Raw genomic sequence first — 21,452 nt, 5'->3', positions numbered from 1 at the left:
AGGGTGGTGTGCGCATTCCGTGACAGTGCCGCCATGACGGGCCTTCTCACGGAGGAACCGGGCATCGCTCATCTCACGGTCGCCGACGGTGCCGGCAGACGCCCTGTCGGCGATGTCATCGAGGCCGTCGTCGCACGCGAGGTCGCCGAGGACGTCCTGCACCGGCTGACGGAGCTCGGCGTGCGTCACCGCGGTGAGGTCAGTCTGCGGCCGATCCACACCACATGGTCGGATGCCGCTGACGTGGTCGAGCGGGCCGCAGCCGGTGAAGGCGGCATGATGGCGCTCACCTCGGAGTTCGCCGGTGTCACCGTCGCAGGAGCCCTCACCCTGCTCAGGCGTCAACGGCACATCGTCCCTGGTACAGACGCGGCGGACCACGGACCGCGACGCGCACCGCAGCGGCGGCACGAGTGAACCCACGGCGGCGGCCATACCCGAGCGGGACCGGCGGCGCAGCGGTCAGGCGGCGTTCGGCGGCCGCGGCGCGCGTGCTCTCGCCACGCGGTGCGCTTGCCCTGCGCAAGGTGGACGGGGCGTTCACCCATGCCCTGCAGGCCGCAATTGCCACGGCACTGCCCGTCCTGCCGTTGTTGCCGGCCGGGCGGGCCGAGTACGCCGTCTACACGATCTTGGGCTCTTTCACCACCACGTTCGGGCAGAACCTGCCCTACCCGCGGCGTGCTCGGGTCCTTGCGGTGGTCGCGGTGGCCATGACGGCATGTGTGGCCTGTGGTTCGGTTCTCGCCGCGTGGGCGCAGCCGTGGAAGGGGGGAGCCGGTGCCGCCGTGGTGGTCGCGGCGATGGCCGCGGTGGCGGGACTGGCGAAGTTCGCCTGTGACGCCACACGGCTGGGCGGGCTCGGCGCGGTGCTGCTGCTCTTCTCGTTCGCTGTCGCGGCCAATGCCTCACCCGCCTCCTTTGCCGATGTCCTCCCGCAGACCGCGCTGGCCGCGACGGGAGCGGCCGTGGTCTGGGCAGTGGCCGTGTCGGGCCGGCTCGTGCACCCGGACCGGCCGCAGCGCCTCGCCGTGGCCGCGGCGCTGCGCGCGGTCGCAGAGCTGCTGGAGGCGACCGGCGCGGGGGAGGAGGGCGGGCCCGTCCGGAACCGGGCTACCTCCGTCGTCCTGCAGGCGTACGGGTCCCTCGGCCTCATGCCGCCCGCGGCTGCCGGGCGAGGGGCCCGGGGCAGCGTCTGCGTGCGCCTGACCGACCTCTCCTGGTCGCTGCTGATCGACACCGATTGCCGACCGCCGGACGACCCCGCCGAGGTGGCACGGCACCTGCGTCGACAGGTCCGGCTTCTCGTGGACTTGCGCCGCCCGGTTCCCGCCCTTCTGCCCGAGCTGTTGTTCCCGTCCGCGGCCGTGCCGACCGGCACTGTCCGGGGCTCGGCCAAGGCCGGTCCTGAGAGGGCCGATCCAGCCGCCTGCCGCGCCGCCGAACTGCTGGTGGGGCGGCGTCCCGGTCATACCTCTGTCCTGCTGGTGCCAGCCCTGCGGATGGTCCTGGGCACCGGCCTGGCGGGTGCTCTGGCGGTGGTCCTGAGCCTCGGGCACGGCTACTGGGCGGCGATCTCCGCCGCGGCGGTTCTGCACTCGGTCAATGTCCGCGTGACAGCGCAACGTGCCGTCCAGCGCACTCTGGGGACGGCTGCCGGGCTGGCGCTCGCCCTCGGTGTGCTGGCCGCGGACCCGGGTCCCGCGACGCTCGTTCTCGTGATCGTTCTTCTGGAGTTCCTGCTGGAGTACGTCGTGGCCCGCAACTACGGTCTCGGCATCATCTTCCTCACGCCGCTGGCGCTGCTGCTGACCGAACTGGCCGCCCCGGAACCAGCGCGGGCGCTTGTCCTGGAGCGGGGGGTGGGCAGCGTGCTGGGGATCGTCGTGGGGCTGGGCTGCGCGCTCCTGGTGGTCCATGACCGTGCCGCGGTCCGGGCGGAGCGAGCCATGGCCGTTTGCGTGCAGGCCGCCGAGCGCGCGGAGCGGGCGCTGACCGACGGCCTGGAGCGGTCTTTCCCGGTCGTCCGGACGCGACTGGCCGCGGCGGTGGTGGAGCTGCGCGAGGCCGACGACGCCGCAGCCGGCGAGCTGTGGCCGGCGGAGATCGACCCCACCGAGCTCGCCGCCGCGGAGCAGCGTGCCTACCACCTGCTGGACCGGCTCGCCCGGGGCCGATGACACCGCCACCGGGCGAGCGGGGAGAACCGGTTGGTCACACCGGCCGGAGCGGCTCCGGCCGGGTGGGTCCGTCGCTCAGGTCACGGCGTTGATCGTGACGTTGATGTGCTTCATGATCGGCTGGTCGCTCTGGGTGCTGTAGTCGCCGATCGCGACCAGGACGTTCATCTCCGGCATGTAGCCCGCCGCGCAGCCACGCGGGATCTCGTACGGGATCGCGAGGTAGTCCTTGAGGGAGCGGATGCTGCCGTCCCGGGCGGTCGCGGTGATGTTCACCCGGTCGAACTCGGCGATGCCGCGCTCGCGCATGTCGTCCGTGTTCATGAAGACGAGTGTGCGCAGGTTCTTGACGCCGCGGTAGCGGTCGTTGTCGGAGTAGACGGTGGTGTTCCACTGGTCATGTGAGCGCATGGTGCCCAGCACCAGGGTGCCCGCGGCGGGAACGACGTCGGGCAGTGGGGCCGTGGAGAACTCGGCGCTCCCGGACGGAGTGAGGAAGACCAGTTCGCGGGCGGGCTGCTTGATGCGGAAGCCGAGCGGCAGGCGCACGCGGCGGTTGAAGTCCTCGAAGCCGTCGAGGACTTGAGCCATGGTGTCGCGGATGCGGTCGTAGTCCTCGATGTACCACTCCCACGGTGTGCGGCTGGCGGGCAGGGCGGCGCGGGCCATGCCCGCGACGATGGCCGGCTCGGACAGCAGATGCGGGGAGGCGGGACGCTTCATGCCGATGGACAGATGGACCATGCTCATCGAATCCTCGACGGACGTGCTCTGGACGCCCTTGCGCTGATGGTCCTTCTCGGTACGGCCGAGACACGGCAGGATGAGGGCCTGGCGTCCGTGGACGAGATGGCTGCGGTTCAGCTTGGTGCTCACCTGGACGGTGAGTTCGCACTTGCGCAACGCCGCATGGGTGTATGGGGTGTCGGGTGCGGCGAGGGCGAAGTTGCCACCCATGCCGACGAACACCTTCACATCGCCGCGATGCATCGCCTGGATGGTGCCCACGGTGTCCAGGCCGTGCTCACAGGGCGGGTCGATCTTGCAGACCTCGGCGAGACGGTTCAGGAAATCCTCGGTGGGCCGGTGGTCGATGCCGCAGGTGCGGTTTCCCTGGACGTTGCTGTGGCCGCGCACGGGGGAGGGTCCCGCTCCTTCGCGTCCCACGTTGCCGCGCAGCAGAAGCAGGTTGACGATCTCGCGGACGGTGTCGACACCGTGCTCGTGCTGGGAGACGCCCAGGCACCAGCTGAAGATGCTGCGGTCGGCGTCGCAGTACACGCGCGCGGCCTTGACGATGTCGGCCCGGCTGACCCCGGACTGGAGCTCGAGTTCGTCCCAGGAGGTGTTCTCGCACAGTGCCCGGTACTCGTCGAAGCCCGTGGTGTGGCGGGCGATGAACTCCTGGTCCAGCGTCTTGGGATCGGTCTTGGACTGCTCCAGGACCGCTTTGGCCATACCGCGGATGAGCGCCATGTCGCCGCCGATGCGCGGTTGCAGGTTCAGAGTGCTGGTCCGGGTCGTCTTGAAGAGCGCCATGTCCAGGAAGTCGTGCGGGACGATGGTGCGGGTGGCGGCCGCCTCGACCAACGGATTGATGTGCACGATCTGGGCGCCGCGATGGTAGGCCTCGGCCAGGGCGGTGAGCATCCGGGGCGCGTTGGAGGCGGCGTTGACCCCCATGATGAACAGCGCGTCCGCGGCCTCCCAGTCCTTGAGGTCGGCGGTACCCTTGCCGGTACCCAAAGACGCTTGCAGACCACGGCCACTGGCCTCGTGGCACATGTTGGAGCAGTCGGGCAGGTTGTTCGTGCCCAGCTCACGAGCCATCAACTGGTAGAGGAACGTGGCCTCGTTGCCGAGCCGCCCCGAGGTGTAGAACGAGGCTTGATTCGGGTGGTCCAGCCCGAGCACAACACGGCCGAACAGCTCGAACGCATCCTTCCACTTGATGGGGACGTAGTGGTCCGTGTCGGGGTCGTACACCATCGGCTCGGTCAACCGGCCCTGGTCCTCCAGCGAGAAGTTGCTCCAGCTGGACAGCTCGGACACCGAATGGGCGGCGAAGAACGCACGTCCGACACGCTTGGGTGTCATCTCCCAGGTGACGTGCTTGATCCCGTTCTCGCAGATGTCCAGTCTCAGGCCCTTGGTGTCATCGGGCCACGCGCATCCCGGGCAGTCGAAGCCGGTGTTCTCGTGATTCATCCGCATGATGGCCCGAGGCCCGTCCACCAGCGTCCGCTCACGCAACAGGAGGTGGGTCACGCTCTTGGCCGCGCCCCAGCCTGCGGCGGGATGGTGGTAGGGGCGGAACTCCGGAGACTCCTTCGGGGTCGGCCCGACCTCGGGCTCCAGTGGTTCCTGTCCGTCGCGGTCGGTGCTCATGGCCCTCAACCCCATTCGAACATTCGGGCATGACTGAATGAAAGGGTGCTTTTCGGTAAGCTATGTCAGCTGATCACTGCACGCCACCCGACGCACGTGGCACCCGCTTCAGCCGGTTCGAACACCCGTTTCCGCGGGGGATCGGACGCGGTGATCAGGTCGCTGCGAGGTCCGTCCGTCGAGGGCTCGGAGGGCCGCCGCAGTCCGGTGACCGGTGAGGTCGCACTGGTGCGGAGCCGAGGACGGCGTTGGCCTTGCGGGGATGCCGGGCAGGCCGCGTCCAGACGCGACAATGCTCCGTTGCGCAGGCGACCTTGCCAAGTCGCCTTTGCTCAGCGGACCTTCGCATGCAGCGTGGCGGTCCGCCGACCGAGACGGCAGACCGCCACGCAGGATCGAGGGGCGAGAGCCGGACCCGGTCCCACCAGGTGCCCATCGCGAACGCCGGCGGGTCGAGTTTCCCGAAGTCGGTCCCTGATCTCCAGCCCGAAGGCGCCCCGGACCGCCTGCGTCGCTGTCGAGGGCGTACCCGGGCTCGTAGTAACCGGGATTCAACTGGTCGTCAACCACTGAGGCGTGTACACCATGCGCATGCCCTTTCGCGATGCAACATGGCTCAAGCCAGTTCGGGTTGCGGTTGCGGGCGTGGTTGTCGCGCTGGTGCGGCCTTCGGTTCCCACAGTTTGGTGGTCCGTACGTAGCTGTAGACCACCGAGGCAAGCGCCAGAACGAGAAGTGGCCCGAACACCCACGGATACTCAGCCATCTCCACCGACAGATAGCGATATGACAGCAAGAGCACAGTGAAGACCGCTGCACCGTAGGTGACCAATTGGATTGCTGACCGGTCCCAGCCGCGTTCGAGCGAGCGCATCGCTGCCTCGATCGTGAGGGTGAACACCACGCCGGCTACGAGATCCGCACCGTAGTGATAGCCGAATCCCAGCGTCGCGGCGAGCGTGGCAATCAGCCAGACCGTGCCTGCGACTCGCAGAACCCGTGGGCCCTTGCGGGAATGAATGAATATCGCGGTAGCCCAAGCCGTGTGCAGGCTGGGCATGCAGTTGCGTGGGGTGATCTCGTCGAACGGCATGTGGTGCGGGGTATTGATCGGTGGCGGCGTGCCCGGCCACATGTCGGCCATCGCCCAGTGCCCTCCGTCTGCGCCGTAGGCGAAGATCGGTCCGACCACCGGGAAGATCATGTAGATACCCGGCCCGAGGAGACCGATGACCAGAAAAGTGCGCACCAGATGATGGCCCGGAAAGCGACCCTCGACCGCAACGTTACGTAGCTGGTACAGCGTAAAGACGACCGCGGCCACCGCAAGTTGGCCGTAGACGAAGTCAAGGAAATGCTCGCCGATCGGGCCGGTGGCCCTGACCATCCGGCCGACCAGCCACGACGGGTTGCCCAGCGCGTGATCGGCGGTTGCCACGTACTGGTCGAGTACTGCCGGACGTGTCTTCGATGTGATGAGTAGCCAGGTGTCGCCGGTCTTGCGGCCGGCCACCAGTAGCAGGCCCAGCCCGACGCCCTTCAACCACAGGACACGTTCCTGGCCCGTGCGGCGCGTGACGGCGATGACCCCACAGCCCAGAATCACCCACAACGCGCCGTTGCCGAAGAGGTGGCCTTCGGTCACCTTGATGTCGGCCGCCCACCGCACGAGCACGAAGACGATGTCGATGCCGATCGCGGCACCAGCCGCGATGAGCCGTTGCCGCCAGGTGAGCACCACCATCATCAGCGCCATACTGCCGTACAGCAGGAAACCCGATTTGGGGGCGAATATCACCTCGCGCACCTGGTTGGCGATCGGCCCCCGTAGACCGTAGCCACGCGCGGCGATCTCCAGCGCGATGAGGAAGCCGAGGGCGACCACACTCGCCGCCGTCCACAGTATCGCCCGTGATTGACGCCACGCGGCGAACGTAGTTCTGCTTTTTATTCGCGAAAACGCCCGCGACGCTATAGGTATCAATGTCTGGCCAATTTGTTAGACGTCATGTGAATAGGTCACTCTTCGTGCCGGACAGCATGGTTTTTCCGGTGAAGGACGGGCGATGAGGGCGCTCGTCGTGAGTTCGATCATGCTATCGGAACGGTTCGAGTGAGTTCGCTGGTCATGGGTGGTGCGAAGGTCGGTCGATCCTGGCTCGATGGTCCAGCGTCTCGGGAACGACCATGAAACTCCCGACACTTGGCTGGCGTCGAGGGTGACACGGATTGCCCAGTGGTTCTGGTGCTCCAGTCGGACTCCTGTATTTCTGCTGGTCAGCGGCCCGGCGGTGGGGAGTGTAGCGGGGGATTGCCATGCGCGGGAGGGTCTTGGGCCGGTCGACCCACCAACGGGCGCCCGCGCCGCACGCAATGACGGTGCGACGAGCAGTTCGTTGCCGTGATCCACGACGTACCGACGAACGCCTGGGACCTGGAACTCGAAGTCTTCCTGCGGATCGGTCGGCGCTTTTCCCGCATGGAGGCCCGGCGGCAGTTGCGGGACTGTGCCCGCGGGCTGCTCGGCCCGGTAGGCCGTAAGGGCAGCCGGTATCCCGCCGAGTACGCCGGTCGCCACCCCGTACGGCCTGCAGCACCTGCTTTCCTGCGGCCGGTGGGGTGCCGACGGCCTGCGCGACGACCTGTGGACGTACGTGGCTGAGCAACTCTGCCGGATGAACGGTGTGTTGATCCTCGGCCGCTGCGGATTCCGCCTATGGACAGGACTCGCACTTCCGACGCATGCCGAAAGGCGCACAGCTCTCTTACGACCTGGGGAGCAATAGGGAGTGGGTGAAGGGGCGGCGTCCGGCACCGCCGTGAGCTGCCGTGCCGGACGCCGCGACGCCGCTCCCTATTGCTCCCCAGGTCGTTACGTCGTTGCCGTCTCGGGCGCTCGCTGCGCCACCTGTAGCTCGAATCGCCTCGCTGGCACGGTGATGACCGGTACCGCCCGCAGGGTGTCGTGCGGGGTTGCCATATCGATATGGGCGGCGAGAGGGCGGCCTGGGGCCCATGCCATGCCGTAACCAAACTGTCGGTGACCGTTGCCGATCGTGCCGACTCTCTTCTATGGTGACCTCCATGGGAACTCTGTGATCACCCCCCGCCCGACCGCGTAGAGCTCGGCTCCGCCGTCGTGGCGTCTCTGTGTACTCGATTCCGTTCCGATCGGCACGGCCGAGAACAGGGGGTTTCGCATGACTGCGCCCTTTTCCTCTCCCACTTCCCAGCTCTCTCTGCACGGTGTCACCAAGCGCTACGACGAGCGCACCGTGTTCGACCAGTGCACCTTCTCCCTCGCCCCCGGCGAGAAAGCCGGCGTCGTCGGCGACAACGGGGCAGGCAAGTCCACCCTGCTGCGCCTGCTCGCCGGCGAGGAGCAGCCCGACACCGGCGAAGTGACCGTCGTCGCCCCCGGCGGCGTCGGCTACCTCGCTCAGACCCTTGCACTGCCCCCCGAGGCCACCGTCCAGGACGCCGTCGACCTCGCCCTCGCCGAACTGCGCGCCCTCGAGGCGGCCATGCGCCGCACCGAGGCCGCCCTCGGGCAGGTCACCTCCAGCGCCGACCTCAAGGCCGGCCTCGCCGAGTACGCGCGGCTGACCGAACAGTACGAGGCCCGCGACGGATACGGCGCCGACGCCCGCGTCGACGCCGCGCTTCACGGACTCGGCCTGCCCTCGCTCGACCGGCAGCGGTGCCTCGGCACCCTCTCCGGCGGCGAACGGTCCCGGCTCGCACTCGCCGCCACGCTCGCCTCCCAGCCCGAACTCCTCCTTCTCGACGAACCCACCAACGACCTCGACGACCAGGCCGTCGGCTGGCTCGAAGAACACCTTCGCGCCCACCGCGGCACCGTCGTCGCCGTCACCCACGACCGTGTCTTCCTCGAACGCCTCACCACCACCGTCCTCGAGATCGACACCGGACGCGTCGCCCGGCACGGCAACGGCTATACCGGCTACCTCGCCGCCAAGGCTGCCGAACGCCGCCGACGCCAACTCCAGTACGACGAATGGCGCGAGGAACTCGAGCGCAGTCGCCGCCTGGCCCGCTCCCACGCCGCTCGACTCGACGGCATTCCCCGCAAGATGGAGAAGGCCATCTTCGGCTACGCCGCCTTCCGTGCCCGCGGACGCGTACACGGCGCCATGAGCCGCATCCGCAATGCCAAGGAACGCGTCGAACGCCTCACCGCCAACCCCGTCACCCCGCCGCCGGACCCGCTGAAGTTCACCGCGCGGATCACCACGGCAGGTGAAGGTGCCTCGGCCGAACCAGCCGTTGCGCTCGACGACGTCGTAGTCGACGGACGCCTGCGGCTGCCCGAGCTGCGGATCGCGCCCTGTGAACGGCTACTGGTCACCGGCCCCAACGGCGCCGGCAAATCCACCCTGCTGCGCGTCCTCGCCGGCGAACTCCAGCCGGACGCGGGCACCGTGCGCGTCCCCGGACGCGTCGGGCACCTGCGACAGGAGGAAACCCCCTGGCCGCCCGGCAGCACCGTGCTTCAGGCCTTCGCCCAAGGTCGCTCCGGCGACCGCGGCGAACACGCCGACCGGCTGCTGTCCCTCGGACTGTTCGAGCCCGACGCCCTGCGTCTACGGATCGGCGAACTCTCCTACGGGCAACGGCGGCGCATCGAGCTGGCCCGGCTGGTGAGCGAACCGGTGGATCTGCTGCTGCTCGACGAGCCCACCAACCACCTCTCTCCCGCCCTCGTGGAGGAGTTGGAGGAGGCATTGGCCGGCTACGAGGGCGCGCTCGTTCTCGTGACGCACGACCGCCGCATGCGGGCCGAGTTCTCGGGATCGCGCCTGGAACTGCGCGAGGGGGTCGTCGCCGCCGGACGGTGACCGGCCAACATGAGTGAAGGGGGTGCCGCCCATGGCAGCACCCCCTTCGCGTACGCGCGAGTAAGTCGTAGATTGGACAAGGGGGCAGGGTGCGGACTCCGGCCAACGTTGGAAGGCCGTACCTGCGGCCAAGCGCTACCGAACACTTGCCCAGTGCTCCGCCCTTCAGGGTGGAGGTGAAGGGCATCCGGTCCCTTGTGGCCCGGAGGGCCGCAGCGGCATGGCTACGATTGCGTCATCCGATGACGGAGTTGTCGGATCTACCGCCGGACGGGCGGAAAGTGACGCCTGCGGAGGCCCCTGTAAGACCGATCTCCCCGGAGAGCGGCAAGGGCCGGTGAAGCAGGAACCCGAGGTGGCACCGCGTAGCGGTGCGGACCGGAATCTCCTGCCCTCGGGCAGGAGAGGACGTCAACGGAACGGAGACGCATCGAGTGGTACCGGGAACCGGTGACGACAGGGCCCGCGCTTGGGTGAACCGGGCGATGGACCTGCTGCTGGCCGACCGGGCCGCCGAACCGCCCACGCCCCTGCGGGTTTTCCCGCTCGCAGGGCCGCCGGGCGCGGCGCTGTATCTGAAGGACGAGTCCCGGCGGCCTACGGGCAGTCTGAAGCACGGGCCCGCCCGTGACCTCTTCCTCGACGCCTTGCGCTGTGGCGAGATCGGCCCCGGCACCCCGCTGTTCGAGGCCGCCAGCGGCAACATGGCTGTGGCACAGGCCCACTTCGCACGGCTCCTCGGGCTTTCGTACACCGCCGTCGTGCCGGGCAAGACCGGTCCGGACAAGCGGCGCCGGATCGAGGAGCAGGGCGGCCGCTGCCACCCCTTCGACCCGCCGCTCGCCGTCTACCAGAAGGCCCGGTTTCTCGCGGAGGCGTCCAGCGGCCACTACTTCGATCACCTCCAGCGGGTGGGGGACGCAGTCGACTGGAGCGGGCCGGACAGCCTCGGCGCCGGGATCCTGAGCGACCTGGAGAAGAGGGGGGAGCCGGCGCCTGCGTGGATCGTGGCCGGCGTCGGCAGCGGGGTCACCTCGGCCGCCATCGGCAGGTATCTGCGCATGCGCGGCGCCGGGACCCGGATCGCCGTGGTCGACCCGGAGAACTCGGCGTACTTCCCCGGCTGGGCCGCCGACTTCCCCGGCTACACCACCGGCATGCCCTCCCGGATCGAGGGGATCGGACGACCCTGCGTCGAACCCGCCTTCGATGCGTCGGTGGTCGACCTGGTGATCCCGGTGCCGGACGTCGCCAGTGTGGCGGCGATGCGCCATCTGCGCGCCATCACCGGGCTGATGGCCGGCCCCTCCTCCGGGAGCTGTCTGTGGGGTGCGTTCCACGTCCTGGACCGGATGCGCCGGGAGGGCGAGCGCGGGGCGGTGGTGATGGTCGTCGGGGATGGCGGGGAGACCTACCGGGACACGTACTACGACGACGCCTGGATCGAGGCCAAGGGGTGGCAGCTGCACGGCCCGCTGTCCGACCTTGAGCGCTTCACTGCCACGGGGACCTGGGGCGTCACCCCGGCCGGATGAGGCGGGGCGACGCAGACTGCGGCCGGTTTCGCGGGGAGGCCGGAGTCTTCCGGTGAACCGGTGGCGAGGTCGCGGAGGATGGCGAGGAGCCGAGGCCGTGATAGCGGTCCGTTGGTGGTTCGGGGCGCACGCGGTCAGGTCGTACAAGCACGATGTCCTCGCGGCGATGCTCAATGCGTCCGATAGGTTTGCCGCACGAACCAGTCCTGTCTTGGAGGTTGAAGCGATGCGTCTTGCCGACGGTCCCCACGTGGAGTGTGAGATCGAGATTTCCGCTGAGCCGAAGCGGGTTTGGGAGCTGGTGTCGGACATTTCCACCTCGGTTCGGCACAGCCCGGAGCTGCAGGAGGTGGAGTGGCTGGACGGGGCCGACGGCCCGGCGGTCGGCGCGCGTTTCTCCGGCCGCAACCGCAATGACGTCCTGGGGGAGTGGCGCACCGTCAGCCGCATCGTGGAGATGGTGGAACAGTGCTCCTTCCGGTGGGAGGTGGTCTACGGCGACCGGACGAGCGGCGAGGCGCTGGCCATCTGGACGTACCTGCTGGAACCGGTCGCGGAAGGGTCCGGCACCCGCCTGCGGCACGGCATGCGGATCGGACCCGCCCGTGGCCCGCTTCACGACTTCGTCGAGAAGTACCCGGAGAAGGAGGAGCAGATCATCGATGGCCGGCTGGCGCTGCTGCGCACCGGCATCGAGGCGACGCTGGCGGGCGTGAAGGCCGAGGCGGAAGCGTAGCCGAGGCCGGGCGAAGAGCCCCGGCGCACGGCTTCGAACCTCCTTTGTCGGCCACCGTTGATCAGCAAGGCCGCGCGGCAGCGGCCGGCGCGACCATCGGTAGGGTGGTCCCATGGAACCGGTGGTGGTCAGTGCGTGTCTGACGGGTGTGCCCTGTCGGTACAACGGGCGTGCGGTGGAGTCCGAGCAGGCGCGATCCCTGGCCGCCGAGGGAGGTGCGGTCGTGTTCTGCCCCGAGGTGGCAGGCGGCCTGCCCACCCCGCGCGTACCGGCCGAGATCGTCGGTGGGGACGGTGAGGACGTCCTGCACGGCCGTGCCAGGGTGGTCGACGCGACGGGCGCGGACTGCACCGCACAGTTCGTCGACGGCGCCCACCAGGTGCTGGCCGCCGCTTCTGCCGCCGGGGCCCGCAGGGCGCTGTTGATGGCCCGCAGCCCGTCGTGCGGCTGCGGACAGATCTATGACGGTACGTTCAGCGGCACCCTGCGCCCCGGGGACGGTGTGGCGGCGGCACTGCTGCGACGCAACGGCATCCAGGTGGACACGGTCTGAGGCACGGCGTTCCCCCGCACCGACTGCTCGGCCGGGCGGTGTCTACTGGGGGACCACCCACATCCGGGACCGTGAAGGAGAGCGAGCCATGACGGTGTTTCCCCTCAACCTCCCCGGCGCGCGATGTGTCCGGACCACCCCCGAGGGTCTTCTCTGGGAGCCCAGCGAGCGGTGGGTGCGCGGCCGCACGGGCGATGTCACCGTCGTCGACAGCCGGCGCCCCGTCCTCGTCTGGGAGCCGGGGCTGCCCGTGCCGCTCTACGCCTTTCCGCGCGAGGACGTCCGCGCGGACCTGCTCCGCCCGGCGAAGAACGCGCCGACGGGCACGCACACCGGATCGACGGTCTTCTACGACCTCGACATCGACGGCGAGTTGCTGGAGAACGCGGCGTGGACGTACCCCGCCGACGACCTGGCCGGCCACATCGCCTTCGAGTGGTTCCGGCGCAGCGGCCGGGGGCTGGATCACTGGTACGAGGAGGAAGAAGAGATCTTCGTCCACCCCCGGGACCCGCACAAGCGGGTGGACGCCCTGCCGAGCAGCCGCCATGTGCGGGTCGAGATCGGGGGCACGGCGGTCGCGGACACCCGCCGCCCCGTCCTGCTGTTCGAGACGGGACTCCCGGTGCGGTACTACATCCCGCGCGAGGACGTCCGGCTGGACCTCTTCGCCTCCACGGACCACGCCACTGGCTGCCCGTACAAGGGAACGGCCCGGTACTGGTCGTACCGAAGCGGCGCCGGTGTTCCGCCGAACGTGGCCTGGAGCTACCCGGACCCGCTGCCCGCGGTCGCCGCCGTCAAGGGACTCGTCGCCTTCTACAACGAGGCCGTCGACATCACGGTGGACGGGGAGCGCGTGGAGCGGCCGGTGACCCCGTTCAGCAGCACCCTGGCGGCACGCCCGCCGGCCCGGCACCCCTGAGGCGGGGCACCGGGCCGGGCGCGTCGGTCAGGACAGGCAGCCGACATGGGCCAGGGCCTGCTTGAGCAGGACGCCGTGACCACCCGGCATCTCGTTCTGCACCAGGGCCGAGGAGGCCTCCTGCGGGCTGAACCACTCGAGGTCGAGCGCATCCTGGCGGGGGCGGCAGTCGCCGGACACGGGAACGATGTAGGCGAGCGACACCGCGTGCTGGCGGGGGTCGTGGAACGGAGTGATCCCCTGCGTCGGGAAGTACTCGGCAACGGTGAACGGCTGCAGAGAGGGCGGGACGCGAGGGAGCGCCACCGGGCCGAGGTCCTTCTCCAGATGGCGCAGAAGCGCGTCCCGGACCCGTTCGTGGTGCAGGACCCGCCCGGAGACGAGAGCACGGCTGACGGTCCCGTCGGGGCCGATCCGCAGCAGCAGGCCGATGCTGGTGACTTCGCCGCTGTCGTCGACGCGCACGGGCACGGCTTCCACGTACAGGATCGGCATGCGGGCACGCGCCAGCTCGAGTTCGTCGGGAGCCAACCAGCCGGGCGTGGTTTCGGTCGTGTCAGGCATTTGCCGATCGTACGGTCAACGGCTCGTGCCGTGGGCGTGTTGCTCCAGGTCAGACGGATCTCACACCGAAGCGGGTGACCGGCCCCGCGACAGGGTGCCTCGGGGAGTGGCCGGCTTCGTTGCGGCGGTCAGTCGTCGCGGGCGCGCCCCGCAGAGCGGACCGCCCCGGCCGGATCGGATCCGGCCGGGGCGGCTGTGCGCACGGATGCGGGTTTCCCGCGGGCGTCCGTCAGGCCAGCGAGGCCAGCGCCTCGTTCCAGGTCGCCGACGGACGCATGACCGCGGCGGCCTTGGCCGGGTCGGGCTGGTAGTAGCCGCCGATCTCGGCCGGCTTGCCCTGAACGGCGATCAGCTCGTCGACGATCTTCTGCTCGTTGGCGGCGAGCGTCTCGGCGAGCGGCGCGAACGCCTTGGCCAGGTCGGCGTCGGCGGTCTGCCGGGCCAGCTCCTGCGCCCAGTACAGGGACAGGTAGAAGTGGCTGCCGCGGTTGTCGATCCCGCCGAGGCGACGGGTCGGGGACTTGTCCTCGTTCAGGAACGTCGCCGTGGCGCGGTCGAGGGTGTCGGCGAGGACCTGGGCGCGGGCGTTGCCGGCGGTCTTCGCGAACTGCTCGAGGGACGGCACCAGCGCGAAGAACTCGCCCAGCGAGTCCCAGCGCAGGTAGTTCTCCTTGACGAGCTGCTGGACGTGCTTCGGCGCGGAGCCGCCGGCGCCCGTCTCGAACAGGCCGCCGCCCGCCATCAGCGGGACGACCGACAGCATCTTGGCGCTGGTGCCCAGCTCCAGGATCGGGAACAGGTCGGTCAGGTAGTCACGGAGCACGTTGCCGGTGACGGAGATGGTGTTCTCGCCGCGGCGGATGCGCTCCACGGACAGCTTGGTCGCCTCGACGGGGGACAGGACGCGGATGTCCAGGCCCTCGGTGTCGTGCTCCGGCAGGTACTGCTTGACCTTGGCGATCAGGTTGGCGTCGTGGGCACGGGTCTCGTCCAGCCAGAACACCGCGGGGGCGCCGGTGGCGCGGGCGCGGGTGACGGCGAGCTTCACCCAGTCCTTGATCGGGGCGTCCTTGGTCTGGCAAGCGCGGAAGATGTCGCCCGCGGAGACCGTCTGCTCCAGGACGACGTTGCCGGCCTGGTCGACCAGGCGGACCGTGCCCGTGGTCGGGATCTCGAACGTCTTGTCGTGGCTGCCGTACTCCTCGGCCTTCTGCGCCATGAGGCCGACGTTCGGGACGGAACCCATGGTGGACGGGTCGTAGGCGCCGTGGGCGCGGCAGTCCTCGATCACGGCCTGGTACACGCCCGAGTAGCTGCTGTCCGGCAGGACCGCGAGGGTGTCGTGCTCCTGGCCGTCCGGGCCCCACATGTGACCGGAGGTGCGGATCATGGCCGGCATGGAGGCGTCGACGATCACGTCGGAAGGCACGTGCAGGTTGGTGATGCCCTTGTCGGAGTCGACCATGGCCAGCTCCGGGCCCTCGGCCAGTTCCGCCTCGAAGGAGGCCTTGATCTCGGCGCCCTCCGGCAGGCCCTCCAGGCCCTTGAAGATGCCGCCCAGACCGTCGTTCGGGGTCAGACCGGCCGCGGCGAACGTCTCGCCGTACTTCGCGAACGTCTTCGGGAAGAAGGCGCGCACCACGTGACCGAAGATGATCGGGTCGGAGACCTTCATCATCGTGGCCTTCAGGTGCACGGAGAAGAGGACACCCTCCTCCTTGGCGCGCGCGACCTGGGCGGTCAGGAACTCGCGCAGGGCGGCGACGCGCATCACGGAGGCGTCGACGACCTCGCCCTCGAGGACCGGCACCGACTCGCGCAGCACGGTGGTGGAGCCGTCGTCGCCCTTCAGCTCGATGCGCAGCGCACCGGCCTCGGAGATCACCGCGGACTTCTCGGTGGAGCAGAAGTCGTCCGCGCCCATCGTCGCCACGTTGGTCTTGGACTCGGAGGTCCAGGCGCCCATGCGGTGCGGGTGGGTCTTGGCGTAGTTCTTGACCGAGGCGGGGGCGCGGCGGTCGGAGTTGCCCTCACGCAGGACCGGGTTCACGGCGGAGCCCTTGATCTTGTCGTAGCGGGCGCGGATCTCGCGCTCTTCGTCGGTCTTCGGGTCGTCCGGGTAGTCGGGCAGCGCGTAGCCCTGGCCCTGCAGCTCGGCGATCGCGGCCTTCAGCTGGGGGATGGACGCCGAGATGTTCGGCAGCTTGATGATGTTGGCCGCGGGCGTCTTGGCCAGCTCGCCCAGCTCGGCGAGGGCGTCCGGGATGCGCTGGCCCTCCTGCAGGTACTCCGGGAACACGGCGATGATGCGCCCGGCCAGCGAGATGTCGCGGGTCTCCACAGCGACACCCGCCTGCGAGGCGTACGCCCGGACCACCGGCAGGAACGAATACGTCGCCAGGGCGGGGGCCTCGTCAGTGTGCGTGTAAATGATGGTCGAGTCAGTCACCGGGTGCTCCGCTCCACGTCTGCAACATTGCTCGACATCAAGATATCTCGTGATCGCCTCCGGCTCGACAGGGGTACGCGCGCATACCGCGAGCCGCCCGTCCTCCGGAGCGCGGTCACAGCCCCGTGAACGACCCGTGCCGCCCGGCCCCCGCCGCGAAGCGGGCGGCGCCCGCCAAGCCCTCGGCCAGGACGTCCATGCCGTACCGGAGCTCGCCCCGCAGCACCGCCACCTGCGCGGACTCGTCCGCCTCGAACTCCCGGAAGGCGTCGGCGAGCGCGGTGGCGGTCGGCCCGTCCACCGCGTTGCGGGCCTCGGGGCGGGAGAGGATCACGGTGGTGACGTGCCCCTGACGTTCGATCCGGACCGGCATCGGGCTGTCCCTTTCACGCGGCGGAGAAGGCTGGCCCGGCTGAGGCTACTCCTGAGTACGGGGGAGATTCCGGACTTCGTACGCCGAGCATTGACCTCAACAATGCTTGGGGTTCTAGCGTTTCTCTCATGAGCATGGAAACCACCGCCTGGCATCAGCTGCACAGCGTCATGACCGCACGGCAGGAGCGCCGCCCCTTCGCCCGCGCCACGCTGCGCCGCATCGCCGCGTTCGCGCGCCCGCACCGCCGCCGTATCGCACAGTTCGTCGTGCTGAGCGTGGTGACCGCGCTGCTCGCCGTCGCGACCCCCGTGCTCGCGGGCCGCGTCGTCGACGCGATCGTGTCGCACGGCGACCGAGGCACGGTCGTACGGCTGTCGTTGCTCATCGCCCTCATCGCGCTCGCCGAGGCGGCGCTGGGGCTCCTCAGCCGCCGGCTGTCGGCCACGCTCGGGGAAGGACTCATCCTCGATCTGCGGACGGCTGTGTTCGATCATGTGCAGCGCATGCCGGTCGCGTTCTTCACCCGTACGCGTACAGGTGCGCTCGTCAGTCGACTCAACAACGACGTCATCGGCGCCCAGCGCGCCTTCAGCAACACCCTGTCGGGCGTCGTCGGCAACGTGGTCACGCTGCTGCTCACGCTCGCCGTGATGCTCACCCTGTCCTGGCAGATCACCTTGCTCGCCCTGGTGCTGCTGCCGGTCTTCGTCGTCCCGGCGCGGCGGATGGGCGGCCGGATGGCGCGGCTGCAGCGGGAGGCCGCCGACCTCAACGCCGCGATGGGCAACCGGATGACGGAGCGCTTCTCCGCGCCCGGTGCCACGCTGGTGAAGCTGTTCGGGCGGCCGGACGACGAGTCCGCCGAATTCGCGGCGCGGGCCCGGCGGGTGCGGGACATCGGGGTGCGGACGGCGATGGCGCAGTCCGCGTTCATCACCGCGCTCACGCTGGTCTCCGCCCTCGCGCTCGCCCTGGTCTACGGCCTCGGCGGCTGGTTCGCCCTCAGCGGCACCCTCGAGCCGGGCGCCGTCGTCTCGCTGGCCCTGCTGCTCACCCGGCTCTACGCACCGCTCACCTCCCTCGCGGGCGCACGGGTCGAGGTCATGAGTGCTCTCGTCAGCTTCGAGCGCGTTTTCGAAGTACTGGACCTCAAGCCGCTGATCGAGGAGAAGACGGATCCGCGACGGGTCCCCGACGGTCCGGTGGCGGTCGAGTTCGACAACGTCCGCTTCGCCTACCCGACCGCCGACAAGGTCTCCCTCGCCTCCCTGGAGGAGGTGGCGACCCTGGACACCCGCGGCGGCGCCCAGGTCCTGCGCGGCATCTCCTTCCGCGCCGAACCCGGGCAGACGGTCGCGCTCGTGGGCTCCTCCGGCGCCGGCAAGTCCACCATCGCCGGACTGCTCCCGCGCCTGTACGACGTCGACGAGGGTGCCGTCCGCGTCGCTGACGTCGACGTCCGCGACCTGAGTGCCGAGTCGCTGCGCGAGACCCTCGGCATGGTCACGCAGGACGGCCATCTGTTCCATGACACCGTCCGGGCCAATCTGCTGCTGGCCCGCGCGAGCGCGACCGAGGACGACCTGTGGGACGCGCTGCGCCGGTCCCGTCTCGACGACCTCGTACGGTCCCTGCCCGACGGTCTCGACACCGTCGTCGGTGAGCGCGGCTACCGTCTGTCCGGCGGCGAACGCCAGCGCATGACGATCGCCCGGCTGCTGCTGGCCCGTCAGCGCGTCGTCATCCTCGACGAGGCCACCGCCCATCTGGACAACACCTCGGAGGCCGCGGTCCAAGAGGCCCTGACGGAGGCGCTGGAGGGCCGCACCGCCGTGGTCATCGCCCACCGGCTGTCCACCGTGCGCGCCGCCGACGTGATCCTCGTCGTCGAGTCCGGCCGGATCGTGGAGCGGGGCACACACCAGGAACTCCTGTCGGAGGGCGGACGGTACGCGCAGCTGTACCGCACGCAGTTCGAGAAGGCGGGCGCGCCCCGGGAGGTCGAACCGGAGGCCGTCGTGTAGGGGCGCCAGGGCCGTTCGGCCCTTGTTGCCCGCACGACGCACTGACTTCACTGGTCCCTCGGTCCCGTTGTCCCGCTTCCGGGCGGCACGGCGGGACCTGTGCAGTGCGCGGGCAGAGGAGACGGCGCCGTACAAGGGGGGTGCCTGCGGGGACCTGACGGCGGCCGCCGACCGCACGGGCACAGCCACCCATCGACCCTCGCGGGCCGGAAAGCCCGCACCGAGCGCGAGCGAGGCGGAACACCCCTGATGACCAGCAGCAGCACTGCCACCCTGCACCACCTCACCACCAGGGCCCGGGAGGACGGAGGACGAGGGGAGATCACGCCGGACGGCGCGAGCGGTGCCTCCCGTGCCTTCGCCTGGCTGCTGATCGTCACCGGGGCGCTCGGGATCCTCTCCTCCTTCGTGATCACCATCGACAAGGTCGAGCTGCTGGTGAACCCGGACTTCATCCCGGCGTGCAATCTGAGCCCGGTGGTGTCGTGCTCGAACGTGATGCGCAGCGATCAGGCGTCGGTGTTCGGCTTCCCCAACCCGTTGCTCGGGCTGCTCGCGTACCCGGTCGTGGTCGCGGCCGGCGTGGGGCTGCTGGCGGGGGCCCGCTACCGGCGCTGGTTCTGGCTCGGGCTCAACGCGGGCGGGCTGCTCGGTGTGGCGTTCTGCATGTGGCTGATGACCCAGGCGCTGTACGAGATCGGCGCGCTGTGCCTGTGGTGCTGCCTGGCCTGGGCGGCCACCATCGTCCTCTTCTGCTACACCACCGTGCACAACCTCCGGCACGGGATCATCCGGGCCCCGCGTGCCCTGGTCGCCGGGATGCTGGAGTTCCACTGGGTGGTTCCGGTCACCTGGTGTCTGACCATCGTGATGCTGATCGGCACACGCTTCTGGTCCTACTGGCAGACGCTGCTCTGACCTCGCCCGCGCACCCGCCGGACACGGACACCGGTGCTCGCGTATGTCCGGTCCGTCCCTGTGTGTGGACGAGGTAGGGACGTTGGGCCCCGTGGGCGGGGCCCTGCAGGGGCCCTTCGGCCCTATCCGGACCAGGTACCCCAGCGCTGATCATGATGCGCGGCCGGGAAGGGCCGTGGTCGTCTTCCGCACCCATGCCGCTTCCCGGTCCGTCGACGAACACGCCCAGGGAGGATGCCGTCCGGTGGACGAGGCACAGATACAACAAGTGGAGACCGCGCGGACGCGGACGGAGATCTCCGTGGCGGACGAGACGTCCGGACAGATGGAGCATGTTTCGCGGCGGCCTTCGTGGGTGGAGTGGTTGACGACCACGGACCACAAGAAGATCGGCACGATGTACCTGGTCACCGCGCTCATCTTCTTCATCATCGGTGGTGTGCTCGCCCTGCTGATGCGTGCCGAACTGGCCCGGCCCGGCATGCAGATGATGTCGACCGAGCAGTTCAACCAGGCATTCACGATGCACGGTTCGATCATGCTGCTGATGTTTGCGATGCCGCTGTTCACCGGCTTCGCGAACTGGATCATGCCGCTGCAGATCGGCGCCCCCGACGTCGCCTTCCCCCGGCTGAACATGCTGGCCTACTGGCTCTTCCTGTTCGGTTCGCTGATCGCGGCCTTCGGGTTCCTGACGCCGGACGGGGCCGCCGACTTCGGCTGGTTCCTCTACGCCCCCCTGTCGGACTCCGTCCATTCGCCTGGGCTCGGCGCCGACCTGTGGATCATGGGTGTGGCGTTCTCCGGCTTCGGCTCGATCTTCGGTGCGGTCAACTTCATCACCACGATCGTCTGCATGCGCGCTCCGGGCATGACGATGTTCCGCATGCCCATCTTCGTGTGGAACGTGCTGCTGACCTCCCTGCTGGTCCTCATGACGTTCCCGGTTCTGGCCGCGGCGCTGTTCGCACTCGAGACCGACCGCCGGTTCGGCGGCCACATCTTCGACGCGGCCAACGGCGGAGCGCTGCTGTGGCAGCACCTCTTCTGGTTCTTCGGCCACCCCGAGGTGTACATCCTGGCGCTGCCGTTCTTCGGCATCGTCTCGGAAGTGATCCCGGTCTTCAGCCGCAAGCCGATGTTCGGCTACATGGGCCTGGTCGGCGCGACGATCGCGATCGCTGGTCTGTCGGTGACGGTGTGGGCGCACCACATGTACGTCACGGGCGGCGTGCTGCTGCCGTTCTTCTCCTTCATGACCTTCCTGATCGCGGTGCCGACCGGTGTGAAGTTCTTCAACTGGATCGGCACGATGTGGAAGGGCAGTCTGTCCTTCGAGACACCGATGCTATGGACCATGGGCTTCCTGGTCACCTTCGTCTTCGGTGGCCTGACCGGTGTGATGCTGGCCTCGCCGCCGATCGACTTCCACGTCTCCGACACGTACTTCGTCGTCGCGCACTTCCACTACACGCTCTTCGGTACCGTCGTGTACGCGATGTTCGCGGGGTTCCACTTCTGGTGGCCGAAGTTCACCGGCAAGATGCTCGACGAACGGCTCGGGAAGATCACGTTCTGGACGCTCACGGCCGGCTTCCACCTCACGTTCCTGGTGCAGCACTGGCTGGGCGTCGAGGGCATGCCCCGCCGGTACGCGGACTACCTGGCCACCGACGGCTTCACCACCCTCAACATGCTCTCCACCATAGGGTCGTTCCTGCTCGGTCTGTCGCTGCTGCCCTTCTTCTACAACGTCTGGAAGACGGCCAGGTACGGCAAGCCGGTCGGCGTCGACGACCCGTGGGGCTACGGCCGCTCGCTGGAGTGGGCCACCTCCTGCCCGCCGCCCCGGCACAACTTCCTGTCGCTGCCGCAGATCCGGTCGGAGTCCCCCGCGTTCGACCTGCACCACCCCGAGGTCGCCGCGCTCCAGAAGGCGAGCTGA

14 protein-coding genes and 1 pseudogene are annotated in these 21,452 nt (G+C 69.2%); 10 read left to right on the top strand and 5 right to left on the bottom strand.

Translation table 11 applies throughout. The annotated features are described in order from the left end of the window. Window positions 1–33 precede the first annotated feature (33 nt). Entirely contained in the window at window positions 34–417 is a 384-nt protein-coding gene (locus BIV24_RS13200; protein WP_143064605.1) for a hypothetical protein, read from the top strand. Between the two features lie 74 nt (window positions 418–491). Then, window positions 492–2,180 carry an FUSC family protein gene (locus BIV24_RS13195; RefSeq protein WP_245766792.1) on the top strand — a complete coding sequence of 563 codons (1,689 nt, stop codon included), beginning with the start codon at window positions 492–494 and terminating at the stop codon, window positions 2,178–2,180. A gap of 75 nt (window positions 2,181–2,255) precedes the next feature. Here the strand turns inward: BIV24_RS13195 and BIV24_RS13190 are convergent, their stop codons facing one another. Together BIV24_RS13190 and BIV24_RS13185 are read right to left on the bottom strand one after the other, a co-directional pair. Beyond that, complete coding sequence (locus BIV24_RS13190; protein ID WP_071366458.1) at window positions 2,256–4,568, bottom strand: FdhF/YdeP family oxidoreductase; 2,313 nt, start codon at window positions 4,566–4,568, stop codon at window positions 2,256–2,258. Window positions 4,569–5,184: 616 nt separating this feature from the next. Next, entirely contained in the window at window positions 5,185–6,474 is a 1,290-nt protein-coding gene (locus BIV24_RS13185; protein ID WP_079168241.1) for a phosphatase PAP2 family protein, read from the bottom strand. Between the two features lie 1,294 nt (window positions 6,475–7,768). Here BIV24_RS13185 and BIV24_RS13180 point away from each other — a divergent pair. From BIV24_RS13180 to BIV24_RS13160, 5 genes are all read left to right on the top strand, one after another. After that, window positions 7,769–9,427 carry a TlrC/CarA/OleB/SrmB family ABC-F type ribosomal protection protein gene (locus BIV24_RS13180; RefSeq protein ID WP_071366456.1) on the top strand — a complete coding sequence of 553 codons (1,659 nt, stop codon included), beginning with the start codon at window positions 7,769–7,771 and terminating at the stop codon, window positions 9,425–9,427. A gap of 485 nt (window positions 9,428–9,912) precedes the next feature. After that, a complete protein-coding gene (locus tag BIV24_RS13175; protein ID WP_071366455.1) occupies window positions 9,913–10,962 on the top strand; it encodes a PLP-dependent cysteine synthase family protein in 1,050 nt (349 codons plus the stop codon). A gap of 97 nt (window positions 10,963–11,059) precedes the next feature. Next, on the top strand, window positions 11,060–11,698 hold the full coding sequence (locus BIV24_RS13170; RefSeq protein ID WP_245766791.1) for an SRPBCC family protein: 639 nt from the start codon (window positions 11,060–11,062) through the stop codon (window positions 11,696–11,698). 112 nt (window positions 11,699–11,810) lie between these two features. After that, window positions 11,811–12,251, top strand: coding sequence for a 2-thiouracil desulfurase family protein (locus BIV24_RS13165; RefSeq protein WP_071366453.1), 441 nt, complete (start codon window positions 11,811–11,813; stop codon window positions 12,249–12,251). 88 nt (window positions 12,252–12,339) lie between these two features. Further along, window positions 12,340–13,176, top strand: a complete 837-nt coding sequence (locus BIV24_RS13160; protein WP_071366452.1) for a DUF427 domain-containing protein — start codon at window positions 12,340–12,342, stop codon at window positions 13,174–13,176. Between the two features lie 27 nt (window positions 13,177–13,203). Here BIV24_RS13160 and BIV24_RS13155 read toward each other — a convergent pair whose 3' ends face one another. The 3 genes and pseudogenes from BIV24_RS13155 to BIV24_RS31795 form a co-directional block, all read right to left on the bottom strand. Continuing rightward, on the bottom strand, window positions 13,204–13,740 hold the full coding sequence (locus BIV24_RS13155) for an NUDIX hydrolase family protein (RefSeq protein ID WP_071366451.1): 537 nt from the start codon (window positions 13,738–13,740) through the stop codon (window positions 13,204–13,206). 229 nt (window positions 13,741–13,969) lie between these two features. Then, window positions 13,970–16,189 carry an NADP-dependent isocitrate dehydrogenase gene (locus BIV24_RS13150; RefSeq protein ID WP_071366450.1) on the bottom strand — a complete coding sequence of 740 codons (2,220 nt, stop codon included), beginning with the start codon at window positions 16,187–16,189 and terminating at the stop codon, window positions 13,970–13,972. A gap of 211 nt (window positions 16,190–16,400) precedes the next feature. Next, a pseudogene (locus BIV24_RS31795) lies at window positions 16,401–16,562 on the bottom strand (crotonase/enoyl-CoA hydratase family protein); the annotation flags it as partial. A 134-nt stretch (window positions 16,563–16,696) separates the two neighbouring features. On the opposite strand from BIV24_RS31795, the gene BIV24_RS13140 reads away from it, so the two are divergent. From BIV24_RS13140 to ctaD, 3 genes are all read left to right on the top strand, one after another. Further along, the gene (locus BIV24_RS13140; protein ID WP_177198709.1) at window positions 16,697–18,589 is read left to right on the top strand and encodes an ABC transporter ATP-binding protein; all 1,893 of its coding nucleotides are present in this window, start codon (window positions 16,697–16,699) and stop codon (window positions 18,587–18,589) included. A gap of 249 nt (window positions 18,590–18,838) precedes the next feature. Then, window positions 18,839–19,507, top strand: coding sequence for a vitamin K epoxide reductase family protein (locus tag BIV24_RS13135; RefSeq protein ID WP_071366447.1), 669 nt, complete (start codon window positions 18,839–18,841; stop codon window positions 19,505–19,507). A gap of 325 nt (window positions 19,508–19,832) precedes the next feature. Then, window positions 19,833–21,452, top strand: a complete 1,620-nt coding sequence (gene ctaD / locus BIV24_RS13130; RefSeq protein ID WP_425442564.1) for an aa3-type cytochrome oxidase subunit I — start codon at window positions 19,833–19,835, stop codon at window positions 21,450–21,452.

This window comes from Streptomyces colonosanans, from assembly GCF_001866645.1.
Taxonomy (GTDB): domain Bacteria; phylum Actinomycetota; class Actinomycetes; order Streptomycetales; family Streptomycetaceae; genus Streptomyces; species Streptomyces colonosanans.
Note: the sequence above shows the minus strand (reverse complement) of the source record. Positions and strands in the feature narration are given on the sequence as shown.